20 protein-coding genes, 1 tRNA gene and 1 pseudogene are annotated in these 18,196 nt (G+C 65.6%); 9 read left to right on the forward strand and 13 right to left on the reverse strand.

Annotation, left to right across the window (positions count from 1 at the left end; translation table 11 throughout):
- Window positions 1–25 precede the first annotated feature (25 nt).
- A complete protein-coding gene (locus tag J2X37_RS10510; protein ID WP_404979616.1) occupies window positions 26–1,369 on the reverse strand; it encodes a pectate lyase in 1,344 nt (447 codons plus the stop codon).
- Window positions 1,370–1,900: 531 nt separating this feature from the next.
- Here J2X37_RS10510 and J2X37_RS10515 point away from each other — a divergent pair.
- From J2X37_RS10515 to J2X37_RS10525, 3 genes and pseudogenes are all read left to right on the forward strand, one after another.
- On the forward strand, window positions 1,901–2,656 hold the full coding sequence (locus J2X37_RS10515; protein WP_310021105.1) for an alpha/beta hydrolase: 756 nt from the start codon (window positions 1,901–1,903) through the stop codon (window positions 2,654–2,656).
- Between the two features lie 106 nt (window positions 2,657–2,762).
- Window positions 2,763–3,677: pseudogene (locus J2X37_RS10520) on the forward strand (TRAP transporter substrate-binding protein).
- A gap of 21 nt (window positions 3,678–3,698) precedes the next feature.
- Window positions 3,699–4,784, forward strand: coding sequence for a TRAP transporter large permease (locus J2X37_RS10525; RefSeq protein WP_310020892.1), 1,086 nt, complete (start codon window positions 3,699–3,701; stop codon window positions 4,782–4,784).
- 77 nt (window positions 4,785–4,861) lie between these two features.
- Here J2X37_RS10525 and J2X37_RS10530 read toward each other — a convergent pair whose 3' ends face one another.
- From J2X37_RS10530 to J2X37_RS10540, 3 genes are all read right to left on the reverse strand, one after another.
- Window positions 4,862–5,974: a pectinesterase family protein gene (locus J2X37_RS10530; RefSeq protein ID WP_310020896.1), complete on the reverse strand. Its 1,113-nt coding sequence runs from the start codon at window positions 5,972–5,974 to the stop codon at window positions 4,862–4,864.
- Entirely contained in the window at window positions 5,971–6,936 is a 966-nt protein-coding gene (locus tag J2X37_RS10535) for an alpha/beta hydrolase (RefSeq protein WP_310020900.1), read from the reverse strand. The genes J2X37_RS10530 and J2X37_RS10535 overlap by 4 nt, the downstream gene beginning before the upstream one ends.
- 121 nt (window positions 6,937–7,057) lie before the next feature.
- The gene (locus tag J2X37_RS10540; protein ID WP_310020903.1) at window positions 7,058–9,793 is read right to left on the reverse strand and encodes a TonB-dependent receptor; all 2,736 of its coding nucleotides are present in this window, start codon (window positions 9,791–9,793) and stop codon (window positions 7,058–7,060) included.
- Window positions 9,794–10,168: 375 nt separating this feature from the next.
- Between J2X37_RS10540 and J2X37_RS10545 the strand changes: the two genes are divergently transcribed.
- A tRNA-Gly gene (locus J2X37_RS10545) sits at window positions 10,169–10,242 on the forward strand.
- A gap of 3 nt (window positions 10,243–10,245) precedes the next feature.
- Here J2X37_RS10545 and J2X37_RS10550 read toward each other — a convergent pair.
- From J2X37_RS10550 to J2X37_RS10580, 7 genes are all read right to left on the reverse strand, one after another.
- Complete coding sequence (locus J2X37_RS10550; RefSeq protein WP_310020905.1) at window positions 10,246–11,853, reverse strand: recombinase family protein; 1,608 nt, start codon at window positions 11,851–11,853, stop codon at window positions 10,246–10,248.
- Between the two features lie 235 nt (window positions 11,854–12,088).
- Window positions 12,089–12,718, reverse strand: coding sequence for an HNH endonuclease signature motif containing protein (locus J2X37_RS10555; RefSeq protein ID WP_310020909.1), 630 nt, complete (start codon window positions 12,716–12,718; stop codon window positions 12,089–12,091).
- A complete protein-coding gene (locus tag J2X37_RS10560; RefSeq protein WP_310020912.1) occupies window positions 12,715–12,993 on the reverse strand; it encodes a hypothetical protein in 279 nt (92 codons plus the stop codon). Before J2X37_RS10560 ends, J2X37_RS10555 begins: the two co-directional genes overlap by 4 nt.
- Window positions 12,990–13,442, reverse strand: a complete 453-nt coding sequence (locus tag J2X37_RS10565; RefSeq protein WP_310020915.1) for a hypothetical protein — start codon at window positions 13,440–13,442, stop codon at window positions 12,990–12,992. Before J2X37_RS10565 ends, J2X37_RS10560 begins: the two co-directional genes overlap by 4 nt.
- A complete protein-coding gene (locus J2X37_RS10570; protein ID WP_310020917.1) occupies window positions 13,442–13,636 on the reverse strand; it encodes a hypothetical protein in 195 nt (64 codons plus the stop codon). Before J2X37_RS10570 ends, J2X37_RS10565 begins: the two co-directional genes overlap by 1 nt.
- Window positions 13,633–13,857 (reverse strand): hypothetical protein, encoded by a 225-nt coding sequence (locus J2X37_RS10575; protein WP_310020920.1) that lies wholly within the window; start codon window positions 13,855–13,857, stop codon window positions 13,633–13,635. The genes J2X37_RS10570 and J2X37_RS10575 overlap by 4 nt, the downstream gene beginning before the upstream one ends.
- An 88-nt stretch (window positions 13,858–13,945) precedes the next feature.
- Window positions 13,946–14,182, reverse strand: coding sequence for a hypothetical protein (locus J2X37_RS10580; protein ID WP_310020923.1), 237 nt, complete (start codon window positions 14,180–14,182; stop codon window positions 13,946–13,948).
- Window positions 14,183–14,444: 262 nt separating this feature from the next.
- On the opposite strand from J2X37_RS10580, the gene J2X37_RS10585 reads away from it, so the two are divergent.
- Together J2X37_RS10585 and J2X37_RS10590 are read left to right on the forward strand one after the other, a co-directional pair.
- Window positions 14,445–14,774: a hypothetical protein gene (locus J2X37_RS10585; protein WP_310020926.1), complete on the forward strand. Its 330-nt coding sequence runs from the start codon at window positions 14,445–14,447 to the stop codon at window positions 14,772–14,774.
- A complete protein-coding gene (locus tag J2X37_RS10590) occupies window positions 14,752–15,081 on the forward strand; it encodes a hypothetical protein (protein ID WP_310020929.1) in 330 nt (109 codons plus the stop codon). Before J2X37_RS10585 ends, J2X37_RS10590 begins: the two co-directional genes overlap by 23 nt.
- Before the next feature lie 59 nt (window positions 15,082–15,140).
- On the opposite strand, the gene J2X37_RS10595 is transcribed toward J2X37_RS10590, so the two are convergent.
- Both J2X37_RS10595 and J2X37_RS10600 read right to left on the reverse strand, forming a co-directional pair.
- Entirely contained in the window at window positions 15,141–15,797 is a 657-nt protein-coding gene (locus tag J2X37_RS10595) for a S24 family peptidase (protein WP_310020931.1), read from the reverse strand.
- Window positions 15,798–16,012: 215 nt separating this feature from the next.
- Entirely contained in the window at window positions 16,013–16,240 is a 228-nt protein-coding gene (locus J2X37_RS10600; RefSeq protein ID WP_310020934.1) for a hypothetical protein, read from the reverse strand.
- Between the two features lie 152 nt (window positions 16,241–16,392).
- Here J2X37_RS10600 and J2X37_RS10605 point away from each other — a divergent pair, with 152 nt between their 5' ends.
- The 3 genes from J2X37_RS10605 to J2X37_RS10615 all read left to right on the forward strand — a co-directional run bounded on the left by J2X37_RS10605 (window position 16,393) and on the right by J2X37_RS10615 (window position 18,181).
- Window positions 16,393–16,914, forward strand: a complete 522-nt coding sequence (locus J2X37_RS10605) for a phage regulatory CII family protein (protein ID WP_310020936.1) — start codon at window positions 16,393–16,395, stop codon at window positions 16,912–16,914.
- A 1-nt stretch (window position 16,915) separates the two neighbouring features.
- Window positions 16,916–17,485 (forward strand): hypothetical protein, encoded by a 570-nt coding sequence (locus J2X37_RS10610; protein WP_310020939.1) that lies wholly within the window; start codon window positions 16,916–16,918, stop codon window positions 17,483–17,485.
- 99 nt (window positions 17,486–17,584) lie between these two features.
- Window positions 17,585–18,181, forward strand: coding sequence for a hypothetical protein (locus tag J2X37_RS10615; protein WP_310020942.1), 597 nt, complete (start codon window positions 17,585–17,587; stop codon window positions 18,179–18,181).
- The last annotated feature ends 15 nt before the right edge of the window (window positions 18,182–18,196 follow it).

Consider the following 18,196-nt stretch of genomic DNA (forward strand, 5'->3'; position numbering starts at 1 on the left):
CCGCCTCGCTTCCCTTCTCGCGCGATCAGTTGCCCTTCGCGCGCATCTGCCTGTCGCGCCGGCTGAGATCCTCCTGCACCGCAGCCTTCTGCCCGGGATAGGCGCCGCTGCGGGGGGTCATCGTGTCGAGGTTCCAATCCGCCGCGACGAAGGGACGCGCTGTCGGCTTGATATCGGGATAGCCGCCGACTTCGCGCTCGTCGTCGATCACCTCGCCGCGACCTTCCGCGATGAAGAACAGCACGCGCAGTTCCTCCGCGCCCCGGTCCCAGGGCCGCGCGCCGACGTCGCGCAGCAGCCTGGTTTCGACCTCGCCACTGGGCATGATGTCGTAACCGCTCACGCTGGCTGTCGGCTCGCGCTCCTCTATGATCCTGGCGCTCGTCTCGCCATAGCGGCCGAACATCGGCAGGTTGTTGCCATGCCGATCGACGGCGCGGTTGTCCCGGCCATAGAACCGCAAGTCGCCGACACCGCCGATCATCAGGAAGGCGAGGCCGGGATCGGTGCTGTTCCCGCCGCGCATCACGTTGCCGATGGCCGTCAGCATGCCGTCGACCGGGGCATGGCCGGTCCATTCGAGGTCCATGAGGTTGTAGTGCACCGCGCGGCGTTGCGGATCGTAGATCAGGTTGTTGATCATCAGCGCCTGCGCACCGCCTTTCAGCAGTGGCGAGCGTTCGACGTTGTGGGCCCAGACATTTCGGTCGAGGACGATGCCGGTCGCGTTGTCGTGAATCAGCGATCCCTTGGAATGTTCTCCCTTGGGGTGGCTGGCATCGGCGAGGCCCTCGGCGGCGAGGTTGAGGCGAAAGACGATGTCATGACTCGTTCCCTTGCGCCACTCCTCCACTGTCTTGCCGGTGAAACGCGGGCCGCTGGCCGACATGTTCTCGTCGATCGCCCACATGAAGGTGTTGTTCTCTATCACCACGTTGGAGGCTGCGACGGTGCTTAGCGCGTCGGCCTCCCAGCCGCTGCGCCTGGCTTGGCCGTCGACCCCGGTCAGGACGCGAAGGTGGCTGATCTTCACGTCGTGCGTGCGCACGTCGATCCCGCCGCGCAGGATGGTGATCCCGGGGCTGGGCGCGGTCTGCCCGGCGATGGTGACGTAGGGTTCGACGATGTCGAGCGAGGATCGCGCAAGGTCGATCGCGCCGCCGACCTCGAAGACGATGACGCGCTTGCCCTTCGTTCGCAGCGCTTCGGCAAGGCTGCCCGGTCCGTCCTTGGCGAGCGTGGTGACCTTCACGATCCGGCCGCCGCGACCACCCTCGGTCGGATCGGGGGGAGAGGCATGGGCCACCGTCCCGGCCAAGGGCGTGCAAAGCAGCGCCACGCCTGCGGCAAGCGATCGGAACGCGTTCACGGCAACATCCTCCATTCTTTGCTTTGCCCGTTCTTGACAGACCCACCGGCAGCGGGCAATAGAAAATGACACCGGTTACCAAAAACAAGGCCGGGCGGGAGAATTGCGCGGATGTCTGCATCGTTGCCAGACCAGGCCGGATCGCCAAGGCGCCTCGCGCTGCGATTTCGCCTGTCCGCTTCGCACGCTCGCCGTGGCCCGATGTTCGAACGGTGGGGCGGGATCTCTCCCTCTCCCGCCCATTTGCCGCGCAAAGGTTTCCCGTCCGTGATCGATCGCCGATCGGCCATGGCGGGCGGCCTGTCCCTATTCGCGGCAAGCACCGTTTCGGGTGCCCGGGGGCAGGCGTCCTCTCACGCGACACGAGAGGTTCTTCTGTCCCCGGGATCAACCGCTTCCGATCGTGGGCCGGATGCCGTCATCGATCTCTGGCCTGCGGGCGCGATCGCTGCGCCGGCCGAAACCTTGCGGGAATCACTGGTCGAGCGCTCCAATGATGCATCGATCCGTGACCGGGCGATCTCGGGGATCGTGCGGCCGCGCCTCGCCCTCTTTCGTCCCCGCGGTGCGAACACAGGTGCGGCGGTCGTGATCGCGCCGGGCGGCGGCTATCGCCATGTCGTGGTCGACCGCGAGGGGTTCGAGATGGCCTCCTGGCTTGCCGACCGGGGCATCGCGGCCTTTGTCCTGTTCTACCGGTTGCCCGGCGACGGGTGGGCCGATGGCGCCGACGTCGCGCTGGTCGATGCGCAACGGGCGATACGCTTCGTGAGGGAGCGCAACGCCGAGTTCGCGCTGGATCCGGACCGTGTCGCAATGATCGGGTTCTCCGCTGGCGGCCATTTATGCGCCGACCTTGCGGCCCGCTTTGCACAGCCGCTCTACGTCCCCGTCGATGCGGCGGACCAGCTGTCGGCCCGCCCGTTCTGCGCCGCTCCGATCTATCCGGTCGTGAAGATGTCCGGTCCCGATGCCCATGCCGGTTCGCGCCTGCGTCTGCTGGGTCCGGAACCGACCATCGAGGACGAGCGGCGACACGCGCCGCACCTTAACGTCACCGGCGACACGCCCCCGCACTTCATCGTCCATGCCGAGGACGACTCCGCCGTGCCGATCGGCAACGCCCTGTCGCTGAGAGCTGCGCTGGTGCAAGCGGGCGTGCCGGTCGACACGCATCTGTTCGCCAGTGGCGGTCACGGGTTCGGATTGGGCCGTGCCGCCGGCCTGCCAGTTGCGATCTGGCCCGAAATCTGGCTCGCTTGGGCCCGCGGCATCGGTCTCGCATGACACCTCGTCAGCCTGCCGCCGCCCCTGAAGGATTGTTCGAACGAGACGTGACCACGGCGATCCAGCCGCAGCGGGCGGAATGGCGCTTGGCGGCTGTCGTTCGGCGATGTCGGGAACACTCACGTGCGCCGACGCGCACCCGGCCGATTATCCGAGGGTGCGCGCGGTGGAGTTCATGGGCCGCTACCTGTCCGAACGCACCGGCGGCCGGCTGAACATCAAGGTCTTCTCGGGCGGACAGCTTGGCAGCGAAACCGATATGCTGGAAATCACCAGCTTCGGCGGGCTGGATCTCAACCGGATCTAATTCGCTCCGCTCAATTCGATCGAGCTGATGACCCTGCCGTTCTCGCTGCCCTTCGTGTTCCGATCGGTGGGGCACATGCGGAACGTGGTCGACAGCGACATCGGTGACGAGGTTCTGGCGTCGCTCGAACCGCACGGCTTGATCGGGCTTTACATCTACGATTCGGGCGCGCGCAGCTTCTACAACATCCGCGAGCCGATCCGGACACCGGCGGACATGAAGGGGCTGAAGCTTCGCGTGCCCGCATCGGACCTTGCCATCGCCATGGTCAATGCGCTGGGCGCCAACGCGGTGCCGATCCCCTTTGGCGAGATCTACCAGGCGCTGGCGCAAGGGGTCATCGACGGGGCGGAGAACAACTGGCCCACGTTCGTCGGCGAACGGCATTACGAGGTGGCGCGGTTCTTCAGCCTCTCGCGGCACCAGTTCACGCCCGAAGCCCTCGTCATGAGCCGAAACCGATGGGACCGGCTATCGCCCGCAGACCGCGCGCTGGTGCGCGAGGCGGCGAAGGCATCCGTCCCCTACATGCGCACGCTGTGGGATCGCCGCGTGGCGGAGGCGAAGGCCGTGATCGCCGCATCGGGCGTGGGGGTGAACGAAGTCGATCGCGACGCCTTCGCCGCCTTGATGACGCCGGTTCGGGACCAGTTCATCACCACGCCCAGCCAGAAATCGGTGGTGCGGCGGATCGCCGCCATCGGGGGAGAATAAGGTGGCATCTTCTCTTGTCGGATGTGCCGCGCAGGCATCGCCGAGCGACTGGTCAACGTGGCCGATGCCGCCGTGGGCCGTGTTCGCGGCGGGTTGGGCATCGTCAACGTCGGCGCGTCGATGATGTTCGGTGCCGTCTCGGGCTCCGCCATCGCCAGCGCTTCGGCGATCGGTTCGACGATGGTGCCGCTGATGACGGAGAAGGATTATCCGCCGGACTATTCGGTGAACGTCACTGTCACCGCGGCGATCGTCGGGCTGCTGATTCCGCCGTCGCACAACATGATCATCTATTCCGCGGCTTCGGGCATCGGCGTGTCGATAGGCGACCTGCTCCTGGCCGGGGTGTTTCCGGGCTTGCTTACCGGGTTTCTGCTGATGCTGGCGGCATGGCTGGTCGCCCGTTCGCGCAAGCTGCCGTTCGGCCATTTTCCGGGATGGCGGGCGCTGATCCGCGCGGCGGCCTATGCGATCCCCGGGCTGATGACCGCGATCATCATCATGGGCGGCATCCTCAGCGGCATGTTCACGCCCACCGAAAGCTCCGCCATCGCGGTCATCTATACGATCCTTGTCGGCGTGCTGGTCTATCGCAGCCTCGGCTGGTCCTCCTTCTGGGAAGCGGCGCGCAAGTCGGTGAGGACCGCGGCGCTCGTCCTGTTCATCATCGCCGCGGCGACCGCCTTCGGCTTCGCGCTGGCCATCCTCGAGGTGCCCGCCCAGCTCGGCGGGGCCATCGGGACGCTGACCGACAATCCGATCCTGACCTTGCTGGTGATCAACCTGATGCTTCTCGCGCTCGGCACGTTCATGGACATGGCGCCGCTGATCGTGATCACCACGCCGATCCTGCTCCCGGTCGCCATGGGCGTGGGCGTCGACCCGGTGCACTTCGGCATCATCATGATGCTGAACCTGGGCATCGGGCTGGTGACGCCGCCGGTGGGATCGGTGCTGTTCGTCGCTTCGGCTATGGGCCGCGTGCCTGTCGTCGAACTGGTGCGCACGATCTGGCCGTTCTACCTGACGCTCATCGCCGCGCTGGTCATTGTCACCTACTTGCCCGCGCGGTCGCTGTGGCTGCCCGGCGTGATGGGCGGCGGCTGATACGCGGCACGGCGAGGTCGGGGTGGCGACCGCCGCGCGCCGCGCCGACCGCACGTGTTATCGAAGGGGAGAGACCCTCAGTCGGCCCAGCCGTCCAGCACGATGGCCCGCATCGCGGCAAAGGGCATCGGTGGCTGCCACGTCATGCCGATATCGACCTTGCGCGCGCCCGGCCCGGTCGACCCGCTTTCCCAGAAACGCGAGGACTGTGGCGTGAAAATGTCGGTCTTGGCCCCGCTGCGCGCCGTGCCCGCCATGCTGGCCCAGTGGTCGGGGTGGATGTGTGCGTCCATCCAGCAATCGACGAAGATCGCCTGTCCGATGGCATCCGGATCGGCGTACCGACCGTCGGCGAAACGGGTGGTCGGATGCCAGGGTCGGGCCAGTGCGATGCTGGCATCGCGCACTCCGTCCTCGCGCGTCAGGCGCGAGCGGTGGACGAGGATGCCGACCGCCTGAGCGATCGGCGTGGAGGGCGCGAGGAGGAAGCTGTCGAAGCCGTCTGCCTCGGCTGCGACGCGTCGGCGGGTGCGGAGCTCGCTGTCCTCGATGAGAAGCTGGCCATCGCCGAAGACGAAATCGACGTTGCCCGCGATCAGGCTGTCGCGGACATAGGCGCGTCCGCCATGGGCGAACAGCGTGTCCTGGTAACCCAGCATCGCCACCCGGTCGAACCGCACCTTGTCGCTGGTGGTATCGAGAAGAACGGCCAGCGCCTGCGAATTGCCGATCTTGCGCGGATCGGCGGACGGCAGGGCATCGTTGGCGAGGTAGTCGAAATCGTTTTCGACGGCGAGATCCGAAACCGCAACATCCTTGCCGGTGATCGTCAGTGTCGCCGATCCCGCCGTGCCCCAGCGGTCCCGGTGCAAGGCGGCGGCATGTTCGGCGACAAGGTCGTGGTGCAACCGCGTGCGATCCTGCCCGGAGCCGGTGATGACGAGGTTGGACCGCTCGGCCACCACCCGCTCGTTGAAATCGCCTGGCCCAATGGCAATCCGCACCGGTCGATCGGCAGGCTCCGCACTCGCCGCCTGCAAGGCCGCGCCGAGCGTGGCGTGGCAGCGGGGGCGAGCGCCGCAGTCCTTGCTCACTTCCAGCGATAGCGCGCCGTCCCCTGCCGGAACGGTGGCGCAACCGCTGAGGGCGAGGGCGGAAGCGGCAAGCAGGCTGGAAAGCCGGAAGGTCATGGACGGTCCTTGTCGGGTGGCGGAGACAGGACGTCCCGCGTCAGGAAGGCATCGATCGCGTCGACGACTTGCGCCGCATAGGGATCGAACAGCCAGAACGTGTGCGGCAAACCGGGGAAGGCGACATGGCGCGCGGCAATCCCGTGCCCGGAAAGCGCCGCCATGACGGCATCGCGCCCGGCGGTGAAGCGGGGTTCTCCGCCGCTGATGACAAGGGTCGGCGGCGATTGCGCGCCGACGTGCCGGGCCGCGCTCGCCTCACGCCAGCGTTCCGGGATGGCTTCGTACGAGCCTCCGAGCCACTGCGCCGCGGCGGAACCGGCGCCGGCGGCATTTTCATAACGCAGCGCCAGCGGATCGGTGAAGTCGAGCACGCCATCGAGATCGATCAGCGCATTGACCCGCGGGGCAGGGGAGCTGCCGCCCGCAAAGCGGCGCGAGCCGCCTGTATAGGCGATCAGAGCGGCCATCTGCCCGCCCGAACTCTCGCCGCCGATGGCGATGCGCCGGGGATCGATGCCGAGCGTTTCCGCCTCGCCCCGCAGCCAAGCGATGGCATCGTTCACGTCGATCAGGCCGGCGGGATAAGCGGCTTCTGGCGACAGCCGGAATTCGGGAAGAGCGACGACATAGCCGCGCGCGGCCAGGCGGGCGGCGATGGTATAGAAATTGGACTTGTCGCCCGACATCCATCCGCCGCCGTGGACCAGCACGATCGCCTGTCCGTGCGCCTTGGCGGGAGCCGGCAGGAACAGGTCGGCATGAAGTTCGCGCGCGCCCACCTGCTTGTAGCGCCGGTCGAACAGGATACGTCCGCCGCCTTCGAGCGGAACAGAGGTCAGCGCCAGTTCGGGATGGGCCGGGCGGTTCGCTTCGTAGCGTTGGGATACGGTGTAGCCGTCGTCGATCACACGGCGCAGGTTAGATGGGGGCGAAGTGACGGTCGGTGCGATGGGCGCCACGGCTGGCGTCGTCGTGCATCCCGCCAGCGCCTGGAAGGAAAGGACGGCGGCAACCAGGGCTGCCGCCGTCCTTCCATTGCGTGGCTGAAGCAAGCCGGTCACTTTCGCGCCGGGCGTGCGGTCAGTACTGGAAGCGGGCGCCGATGAACCACTGCGCGCCCGTGTGGCTGTATTCGCGCGGCAGGAACTGGTCGCCATCGCCGGTGCCATAGATCAGTTCCTTCTCGTCGGTGATGTTGATCCCCTCGAGGCTGATCGTAAACTGCTCCGTCACGTTGTAATAGGCCGAGAAATCGACATGGGTCGGGCCGAACTTGCGCTCCTGCACGTGGCCGTTGCCGCCCGGCTGACTCAGCAGGTAATCGTCGCGCTTGTTGACCGAGAGGCGCACGCCGAAATCCTCGTGATCGTAATATAGCGTGGCGTTGTAGGAGTTGGGCGAAAGGCCCGTCGAATCCTGCGCCGAAACGTGGGTGTAGTTTGCAGCGATGCCGAAGTACTGCAGCATGCCGGGCAGGAAGGTGAAGGGCTGGTTGACCGTCACCTCGATACCCTTGACCGTGTTGCCTTCATCCGAATTGACCGGGATGTAGAAGGTGTACGGCACTTCCGCCGGATCGGCGTTGAAGGATTCGTCGTACTGCGGATCGGCATAGATCGCCGGCCAGAATACCGGATCGATCATCATCTCCACCACGTCGGTCTTGAGCGAGGTGACGATGTCCTTGTGGAAGAAGCCGACCGCAAACAGCCCACCGTTGGGCGTGTAGTATTCGAGCGACAGATCGATGTCGTTCGACTGGTAAGGCTTCAGGTTCGGGTTACCAAGGTTGCTGACCGTGCGGGTGGTGTAACCGAAGTTCGGTCCCGCGATGTTCAGCGAGCCGAGGCCCGGACGGGTCATCGAACGGGCATAGGCGAAACGCGCGATGAGGTCGGGCGTCACTTCGAGCGCCAAGTTCATCGACGGCAGGTAGTTGTCGTAGCTCTTCGTCTGCGTCACGTCGGTTCCGGCGATCTTCGCTTCGGACAGGACCTTGGTCTTGACCCAGCGCAGGCCGGCGTTGGTCCGCAGCAGCATCGACCCGATCGGGAATTCGGCGTTCATCTCGATATAGGCGGCCAGCGTCCGCTCGGTCACGTCCCAGCCCTTCGAGGCATCGATCGAATAGCTTTCCGGGAACAGGCCATCGGCCTGGAGAGCGTCGAAATCGACGACCGCGAACGGCTGAAGCGCGCCGCCGAGACCGCGACCGAAGCCCGAAACCGGGAAATCGGTGAGGTAGTCGGGCGGGGTGAAGTTCACGTTGGCGCCCGTGCCTTCCTCGTAGCGGACCGAACGATCGTTCCACGCCATGCCGGTCAGGATCGAGAACCCGTCGCCTTCGTAAGTCAGGTTGCCCTTGGCGGTGTAGTTTTCCTTGACCACGTTGTTGACGCGGTTGGCGCCGTTCAACTGGTCGACGAAGTTGTTCGGGTCGGTCGGATCCCAGCCGCCGTAGTCGACGGTCGCGACATTCGGATTGTCGCGGAAATCGTATGAGTAGAAGTGCGGTTGCGAACGCACGTAGAACCGCAACTCGGTCCGGTCCGCCTTGTCGCGGGCATAGCCGCCCATCGCGTCGAAAGTGACGTTGTCGCTCACATCGAACTTGCCGCTCAGCATGTACTGGTCGAACTTCGATTCCGAATACTGATAGCGGCTCTCGTACCACGAGGTGACGTCGTCGAAGCTGGCGGCAATCAGTTGGCGACCGTCGGGGCCGACGACGAATTCACGCGGCGTCTGGCCGGTAAAATTGCCGGGCGTGCCGTGGGTCAGGAGCCATTCCATCGAGTTGTACGAACGCCGGTCGTTCTCCAGCTCCGAATGCAGCCAGTCGAGCGAGATTTCGACCGCGTCGCTGGGCTTGAACTGGACCGATCCGGTCAGGCCCAGACGCTTCTGGTCGTTGCCGAAATAGTCGGCGCGCGGCAGGCGCGGTGCCCACAGGCAGTCGAGGGGATCGGCCGCGCCGCAGCTGCCGTCGACGGTGCCGATCACCGTGGGGTTCGTGTCGGCCCAGGAATCGCCGTTGGCGAAGGGCGAAGTGTAACGAACCGTGCCGAAGCCTTCCTGGCGCACGGTGCGTTCCGAATAGGCGGCGGAGAACAGCACGCCGATGGTGCCGTCGGCAAACTGGTCCGCGACCATGAAGGTCATGCGCGGGTCGACCTTGTGGCTGAGCGAGTTGTAGCCGGCCTGGGCCGAGGCAACGACGGTCAGGTCGTCGAAATCGAACGGGTGCGCAGTGTAGAGGTCGATCGTGCCGGCGATGCCGCCCTCCTCGATCGAGGCGCGCTGCGACTTCTGCACGTCGATCCGGTTGAACAGTTCGGACGCGAAGATGTGGAAGTCGAAGGAACGACCGGCGTTGATGGTGAAACCGCCCGAATCGAGGCCGTCGGAACTGGCCGGGACTTCCATGCCGTTCAGCGTCGTGCGGGTGAAATCGGGCGCGAAGCCGCGCAGCGTGATGTTGCGCCCCTCGCCGCCTTCGCGGGAAACCGCGACGCCCGGGATGCGCTGGATCGATTCCGCGATGTTGAGATCGGGCATCTTGGCGATGTCTTCGGCCACGATGCTTTCCACCACGTTGGCGGCGTTCTTCTTGATGTCCTGAGCCGCGACAAGCGACTGGCGGAAGCCGTTGACGACGATGACGTCCTCGTCATCGGTCGGCGCTGCCGGGACGACTGCATCCTGGGCGAGGGCGGGCGCAGCGTGGAGCCCGGCCAGGGAGACCGTGATGGCGCCCAGGCTGGTCGCGGCGAGCCGCATCGCACGAAGACAATTCCGCTCGGTCTGTAGAAGCATAAGATCCCCTCTCCTTCGCCGCCCCGCTCCGTTATTTCCGCCCAGCGTTGACACCGGTGTCTATGCGGTTTGGAGTCGACTTGTTCTAGCGTTCTGGAGCGGAAATAACGCACAATGTCACCGGTGTCAATTACGCCGGATGGGCCGCCGCGTTGTTTTTTGAACCCGCCTTTCCGGCGGCAAATGACGTCTCGGGGCTTTTGTGGCGCCCGGCGCACGAATGGTAGCAAGAGCACCGCAACCTCACCGGCCATCTGCTTGCGAGAATCGGCGCTCGCAACGATGATGGTCCCGCGCGTTTTGCGATTGACCTTGCCCCCTTTTGGCGGCAACTGACTGGCCATCAGGCCGCGCTGCTTGAAACAGGCCTGTATCGCGGGTGTAGCTCAATGGCAGAGCAGAAGCTTCCCAAGCTTACGACGAGGGTTCGATTCCCTTCACCCGCTCCACCTTTACAGTTGGTGACGCTTCCGGGGGGCTTCAGCCTCGATTGACGGCGGCGTTTCGCCGGTGGCCAGGGCCACGATCGAGGCGAGCTTTCCTCTGACTTCGACATCGACGCCGCGGCCGTGTTGGGCCGGGGTGAGGATGATGCGGTCGATCAGGGCGCGCAGGTGGCTGGTCGCTTCCTGCCTTGCCTGCGGATCGGCGAGGGCTTCGTTCAGTTTGGTGACCTGCTGGCGGTACTGGTCGGCGATGCCGGGGTGCAGGGCGACGACGGGCAGGGCCTCGATCTCGGCAAGCTGCGCGGCGGCGTGGTCGCGGTCGGCCCGAGCCTGTTGCAGGGCCTCTCGGATCTCGGGGAATTCATCGCCGCCTTGTGCGATTGCGGCGACCAGGCGGGCGACCTTGCGATCGGCGTCGGTCTTCTTCGTCTCCAGCCTCGTCGATTGGCGGCGGCTCTCGCCCGCGCGCTTGGCGAATTCTTTGTGATATTCCCGCACGTAAATCGAGACGAGCTCGGGATCGAGGAGACGGCTTTCCAGCCCCTCGAGCACGCGGCGTTCGTAGTTCTCGGTCGTGATCTGGCGCCGGTTGTCGCAGACCGCGCCTTCGCTGTTGCCGCCGCAGGCCCAGAGGTTCGCGGTCTTCACGTTCCAGCTGGCCCCGCAGCAGCCGCACTTGCCCAGGCCCGACAGGAAATGGCGCGGCCGGCGTTTGTGGACCGGGTTGGCGGTGCGGTTGCCATCCAGTTCGGCCTGGACACGGTGCCAGAGTTCGTCGTCGATGATGCGCAGGTGGGGCACGTCCTCCGTCACCCAGTCGCTGGCCGGGTTCGGACGGATCCGCGTCTTGCGCGTCACCGGGTCGATGACCTTCGACGTGCGGTTGTGCACCAGCTGGCCGACGTAAAGCCGGTTCGACAGCATGCCGTTGCCGCGCGAGCGATCGGGCCGGATGGTAGTAGCGCGCCAGCGGGTCCCGCGCGGGCCGGGCACCTCCTCCTTGTTCAGCTGCAGCGCGATGGCCCGGGGGCTGATGCCGGCAGCGTATTCGCGAAAGATGCGACGGAGGATATCGGCTTGATCTTCGTCTATCACGCGCAGGCCGCGCACCGGGCGGCCATTGGCGTCGATGCGGTTGGCGGTGCGATAGCCGTAGGCGAGACCGGCAGGCGAGCGGCCCTGCTTCACGGTGCCGGCCTGTCCGCGCTTGATATTGTGGCGCAGTTCGACCCGCATCTGTTCGTCGAGCAGGCCCTTGATTGCGCCCTTGAACCGGTCGATCTCGCCGTCGCCCAGCGTAAAGAGGCGAGCGCCGTGGTAGTTCAGCCGTTCGCGGATGGAATGCGCGTCGCCCTGGTGGCGAGCGATGCGGCTCGACGTGTCGACCAGCACCTGCTCGATGCCTCCCTCCTCGACCCGTGCGAGCAGCGCGGCGAGGCCGGGGCGCTGGCCTTCGCCCATACCCGCGCCGCCGCTAACCGCATAGTCGGTGAAGACGTCGAGCACGGTCCATCCTTCGCGCTGCGCGCGTTCGCGGCAGACGTCGACCTGCTGGTCGATCGAGCGGCTGTTCTGCAGCGCCGAGCTAAAGCGGGCGTAGATCAGGGTCCGCATGGGTTTCCCGATATCCGGCGCGGGAGCGCGCCGCGCTTATATCCCGCGCTGCCGCCGCGCGCGCAAGGGCCTGCACCAGCGCGACCAGGTCAGGGTCGGGCGTCGGAGCCGGGATGCGCGCGGGGGCGTTCATCTCACCATCCCCAGACACAGACAGCCATCGTCGAGAGGGCGATGGTGGCGCAGAGGGCGCCTTCGAGCAGCGCGGCGCGCTCGCGGCGGAGCGAGTCGCGCATCAGCGGTTCCTGCGCGCTTCGCGGGCGCGGTGTTCGAGTTCGGCGGTGGCCATGATGACGGGCTTCAGCTCGGCGGGCGCGGCGTCGTAATCGCGGCCAAAGCGGCCGTTGAGGCGGGGCAGCATGGCGCGGGGGACCAGCTTCCAGTTCGCCGGATCGGTGTTCGTCTTGTCGCCGTCGATCGACTTCAGGGCCATGCCTTCGGGCACGGGGCCGTTCGCCTGCTCCCAGAGGTGGCGGTGCTTCAGCACGTAGCGGCGGTCGAAGCCGGTGTGCGGGTTCGTTTCCGCCACGCTGATCTCGACATAGCCGTCTTTCGACACGCGTTCGTGGCCGAGGAAGCGGGTGTTGTGCGGCAGGTTGCCCTTGCGGAACCGGGTCGCCGCGCTGTTCGCGTTGAAGGGCATCGCCTTGCCCTTGTTCCAGCTTTCCTGGCCGGGTTCGAACCGGCCGGTGCGTCCGGTGCGCCAGCCCTTGCGCTTGCGCAGGGCGTGGAGGTTCGCGGCGGTGACATCCGGTCGACCGAACCGAGCCTCGAAGGCGCGATGGTAGTCCGTGATCGGCAAGAGGCGGTTCGCTTCCAGCCAGGCCATCTCCTCGGCGGAGTAGCGGATGGGGTGGCCCTTCACTGGCTATTGCCTTCGATGGCCGGCGTTTCGGTGCTGGCGGGCGGTCCACCCAGCATCGGCTGCAGGGCGGCCTTGAAGCGGTCGCCGTGGTCGGCCAGCACCTTCACCGCCTGCAGCTGCAGCTTCGCGTTCTCGATGATCTGGTCGGACACGGCGACGATGGCGTCGGCGCGCTCCGCCTCCTGCTCGATCTGCTCGGCGGTCAGGCTCTCTTCGCCCAGGCGTTCAAGCTGGGCGAAGAGGTGGTTGTTCAGATCGGAGAGCCGGTTCTTCATGCCGCCTCCTGCAGGGCCGGGGTGTCCTCGGCCCGCTTTTGCGGGGGGAGCGGGCCGAGGACGGGGGCGGCGACCTGGTTGTAGAGGGCGAGGATGCCGCGGGTGCGGTCCGTGTCCTCTGCGGTCGCCGTGTGCTTGATCAGGGCGGCGGTGGCCGCGCGCTGGAGTTCGCGGAGGGCGTGCTTCAGGAACAGCGCCGGGTCGGTGCCTTGCGGGGTGAGTTCCCGCCAAGTGGGTTGTGCGCTATCGCCTGCGGCTACTTGAGCGCGGGGGAGTTGGGCGCGGATGTCCTTGGGCAGATCGCCGCCGGCGCGGACGGTGATGACGGCCCAGAACAGCATCTTCTGCTCGGCCTGAGCCACGGTCATCCGGCAGCGTTCGGCGGCGCGACGCGCGTTGGAGCGGCGGCGGGCGAATTCCTCGGTGGCGAAGCGGGGGAGGTCATCCATCACAGGCGTCCCAGCAGGTGGGCGATGCCGCCCCACATGGTGGCGCTGATCAGTGCGGCGACGAGCCACCAGCCCCAGCGGATGCAGTCTGCACCGAGGGGGCGGTCGTAGCGGTTCGCCTCGATCTCGTGCTGGATGTATTCCGGCCAGGGGTGGCCGTTCGGGTCGGTGTGGAGCCGTTCGGGGCGGATCATCGGGCGATCTCCTCGATCACAAGGAACAGGAAGGGCAGGCAGCCGAAGACGGCGACGAGCAGCGGCGCGCCGATCAGGCACGTGCGCCAGTCCTGCGGGGTGAAATCGCGGACCAGCTCGGCCAGGTCAGCCGGCGGGCTGTCGCGATTGTCCCGGCGCTGAAGGAGGCGCGGCCTTCTTTTAGCGCTACCGCCTGCGGCTACTTGAGCGCGGGGGTTCACAGCGCGGCCGCCATCATGACGAGCGCCATGCAGGCGATGCCGAAGACGGTGGCGACGATCTCGCGCGAGTAGGTTTCGAAGAACGACATCAGGCGGCGCGCCTGCGCTTCGCGATGATGATCGCTTCGTCGCGGGTGGCGGCGACGTCGGCGCGCTCGACGGTCATCGTGCCGGTGGCGCGCTGCGAGCGGTCCCATTCGGGGCCGACGCGCTGGACCAGGAGGCGGCCGTCGCACTGGTGTTGGATGATGCGCAGTTCGCGGCCCTCCGGCCTCAGGAAGGCGGTCGAGCCCGGGAACGGGAATTCGGACTTGGATTCGAGCATGGTTTTCTCCCCTTTCGCTGGGGAGGACTTATACAGGTGGAAATATACTCCTAGTCAAGAGGAATTATTCACCCTTTGCCGGACAGATGGATTGGGCAGGATGGGTCTAGATAGGATTGGGGTGAATAAAGAAACTTTCGACTGGCGCGGCGCTGGTTGCAGCCACCTTGTCTTTGCGTAGTGGGCGGCATCGATGCACGCTGGCGCAGGGTCGAGGAGGGTAGATGGCCCGCAAAGGCTCCGAAAAAGGCAGGGAATACCCATGGCTGATGAAGTCGAAAGATTGAGCGAGATGTTGTCGCGCTTCACCGAAAAGGAGCGGGAAGAATTTTTTACGATGGGGGGAGCACCGAGTAGAGTTGAGGTAGCTTTTTTAAGCAGCTCAATTCTTGACAGTATCAGTGATATAATTTCCGCTATGAGTGCGGTAGATGGCATCAATAACGTTGCTCTTCAACGGCTCAAGGAATCGCTTTCCTCTTTAAAAGAGGCCCTCATTATGCAGCGTCTCATCATGTCAAAGGTAGATCCTATTTTTGCCAACAAGCTGAATGAAGCATTGCACAAGATTGGGTCTGAAGATGGCAACTAGCCCGGACGACATTTTCCTGCCGCTGAGGCAGGTGCAGCGGCGCCTCGATGAGGTGGAGAGCCACTTGAACAACGGTGATGGAGGTGGCACTTATGATGGCATGGAAGCGCGGGTAAATCGACTTGAGGAGCGCCTGGATAGGTTGATTGACCGGACAGGTTCGGTCGAAGTTAACTTGGCGACTATGTCAGAGCGTATCTCGCATCTACCAAGCAAAACCTACATCGACACGCGGCTTGCGGGGATGCTAGCCGCTATTGCGGCACTCATCGCCTTTGGCGACAAAATACAGTCGCTCCTTAGCTGACACTTGGCCGCACTCGGTCCCGTCGCCAACATGGACCTTACCCTTCGCCATTCTGATTGCTAACGAAAGAGAAGGTCCGTTGGAGGCATGATCTTGTGAATCCGCGCGACCTTGCGGCGCGGTAGCTGGAACACCGTCTGCGGGTTGAACTGCTCGAGCTCGACGTACTGGCTGGTCTGGCGCACCAGGCGCTTGACCAGCACCGAGACGACGTGCTCGGCCTCTCCGTTGTTCAGCTGCACGACGACGAAGTCGCCGGGCGCGGCGGGGCGATCGGGATCGACGATGCCGATTTCGCCCGCGTAGAAGCGCGGCTCCATGCTGCTGCCCTGGAAGTAGATCGCGTATGCTTGTCGTGCACCACGCAGCGAAGGCGGGCGTTCGATCATGCGGACGTGATAGTCCTCGTCGAACGATGACCGCTCGATGTGGATATCGTCGCCCAGTTCGAGATCGGCGCAGTCGCCGGTGCCGAGGAGCGGGATGCCGGGTTCGGCGCGGTCGGGGGTGCGGCGCAGGTCACGCGCATCCGCGCCGAGATCCTGAATGCCAACCTCGCTTTGAACCTGCTCTGACGTGCTGACGGTGCCCAGCAAGTAGTCGGTCGTGGTTTCCAGCACCTCGGCAATCCTGCGGATCCTGTCAGCGCCGGGCATCGTGCCCTTTCGCTCGATGTCCTTGATAATGCCGTGCTGCTTTCGGTCGCTGATTTCCATCGACAGCCACCACCGGCTTTTGCCGAGTGCGGCCAAGCGCTCGTCAATGCGAGCGAGCAAGATTTCGGACGAATTGGCCACGGTGGAATTATTCACCGGAGCATAAATTCCGCTAGAGGGAATAAATCCACTTGACGATGGGAGTATATTTCCACCTATAAGGCACGGTGAAATTACCGGAGCCGAGACCAGTGGACCTTGAAGCACGTCTTTTCTCAGCTGCTCGCGCTTGGTGCGATGCGCACCGGCCGCCAGCCCCGCTGAGCAGGCTTGGCAAGCGTGTTGCTGGCGCTGCGAACTACTTCGATCGGCTCCAGACCGCTGGCGCATCCACCACTACCGCGACGCTCGCGAAATTCGCGGATTTCTTCGCAGACGAGGCCAGCTGGCCGGATGGTGGGGTTCCAGCGGAGGCGCGGGTCGAGGTGGCGGCGTTTTGTCATGTCAACGGAGTCTCGGTCAGCTGGGACGTTCCGGCAAGGGGAACCGCACCAGACGCTTCCCCTTCGCCTACCGCTTCGCTGCTTGAGGCATCTCCTTCGCCTACCGCTCCGCTGCTTGAGGCGGGTCCCCGCACCGATATCGGAGAGGCGGCATGAACCGGCTGACGACGCGGCAGCTGCGGCTGAAGGATTCGACGCGCAAGGTTCAGGAGAGCCTTGGCGGCACGATCGAGGCCGGGAAGATCACCGGCAAGTCGAAGACGCAGCACGGCCGGTTTCAATCGCCGCACGATCCCGATTTCGCCAATATCTGCGACGTGCTGGAAATGGAGGCGGTTGCCCCGCGCGATGCGCAGTGGCCGCCGGTGACGCGGCTGCTGTGCCAGATGGCCGGCGGGGTGTTCCTGCCGTTGCCCGACACCGAAACCTGCGAGACGGGGCTCGCGCTCGAGCTGTGCACGCTGGCCAAGGAGTTTGGCGACCTGGCCGGGGCGGTGCACGACGGCATGGCTGACGGGACGTTCCAGCCCGACGAAGCCTATCGCGCCCTTCGCGAGGGGCAGGAGCTGCAGGCCAAGCTGGCCGCGTTCAACCGGATGCTGGAAGGCATGGTCGAGGCCGGCCATGGCCCGACGGTGCGGGGCATCCGCGAAGTCGGCACCGGGACGCACTGAGATGCGGGAGGGGGGAGCCGCGCAGTTCGTCATCCCGGCGCTGACGCAATATGAAGAGCCCGGAGACATGGCGAAGTGGCTGGCCACGGCCAAGCCGGGTGAGATCATCATGTATGCGACCGGACCGATGCTCGGGAATCATCCGGCCAAGCGGCTCGCACTGCGATGGCAGGAGCAGGGCAAGGCCGTGCTGTTTCAGCGGCGTTCGCAGCGCGTCCATTGCTTCGACTACTTCGCCAAGAAGTGTGGCGCAGCGAACGATGCCAGCGGCGGGGCACGTCAGGTCGCGGGCAGTCCGCCGCGCGACGATGCCTGGCGCGAGAGCCGGGACGGGCGGGTCTATGCCCTCCTGTTCCGCGACGTCGCCGCCGGGCGGTGCTGCCCCAGCAACGGCGAGATCGCCGAGCGGCTCGATCTGCACGACCGATATGCCGCCAAGGACGCGCTGACGCGGCTGAAGGCGATGGGGCTGATCCGGTTCGAACAGGCCGGGCGCACGCGGACCCGGATCGTGACGATCGTCGCGACGGGGCAGTCGAGTGCGGATGTGCAGGAGGTTCGGCATGGCTGAGCAGTACATGGCCGGGCTGGACGACATGCGGACCTGGGCCGACATGATCATGGAGCGGCGACCTGATTTCGTGATCGGCGACGATTACCTGCGGCGCTGGTGGGTCATCCCGCGCAATCCGTGGGCAACGTCTATCTTCACGAGATCCGCAAGAGTGACGACGACCGCGCGCTGCACGATCATCCGTGGGACAACGTGTCGTTCCTGCTCGCCGGTGGGTACATCGAGCACACACCCGAGGGCGCTTATCAGCGGCAGGTGGGCGATGTCGTCCAGCGGCGCGCCGAGGCGATGCACCGCCTCGAGGTCGCCGCGGGGCTGTCGGCGGTGTCGCTGTTCATCACCGGGCCGAAAGTGCGCGAGTGGGGCTTTGCCTGCGGGCAGGGCTGGGTGCGGTGGCAGGATTTCACCAATGCCGCCGACCCGTCGCAAATCGGGCGGGGGTGCGGCGAGTTCGACGATCCGACGCCGGCGAGCGAACAGCCGGTGCGGGCGATCGAGGCGGCATCGGACTTTGCGCCGGTTGCGGCGTTGCTGGCGCCGATCCAGCGCCGCTTTGCCGACCTGCTGCATGGTTATCCCGACAAGGTCGACTTGATCGAGGCGACCGAGATTTCGGCGCTGCGCCACCAGCTGGACGCCCGGATCGAGATGATGGCGCGGGGGCTGCACGTCGAAGAAATGGGAGAGGGCTGATGGGCGGTAGCCCGA

It is taken from the genome of Croceicoccus sp. BE223 (assembly GCF_031457155.1).
GTDB lineage: Bacteria > Pseudomonadota > Alphaproteobacteria > Sphingomonadales > Sphingomonadaceae > Croceicoccus.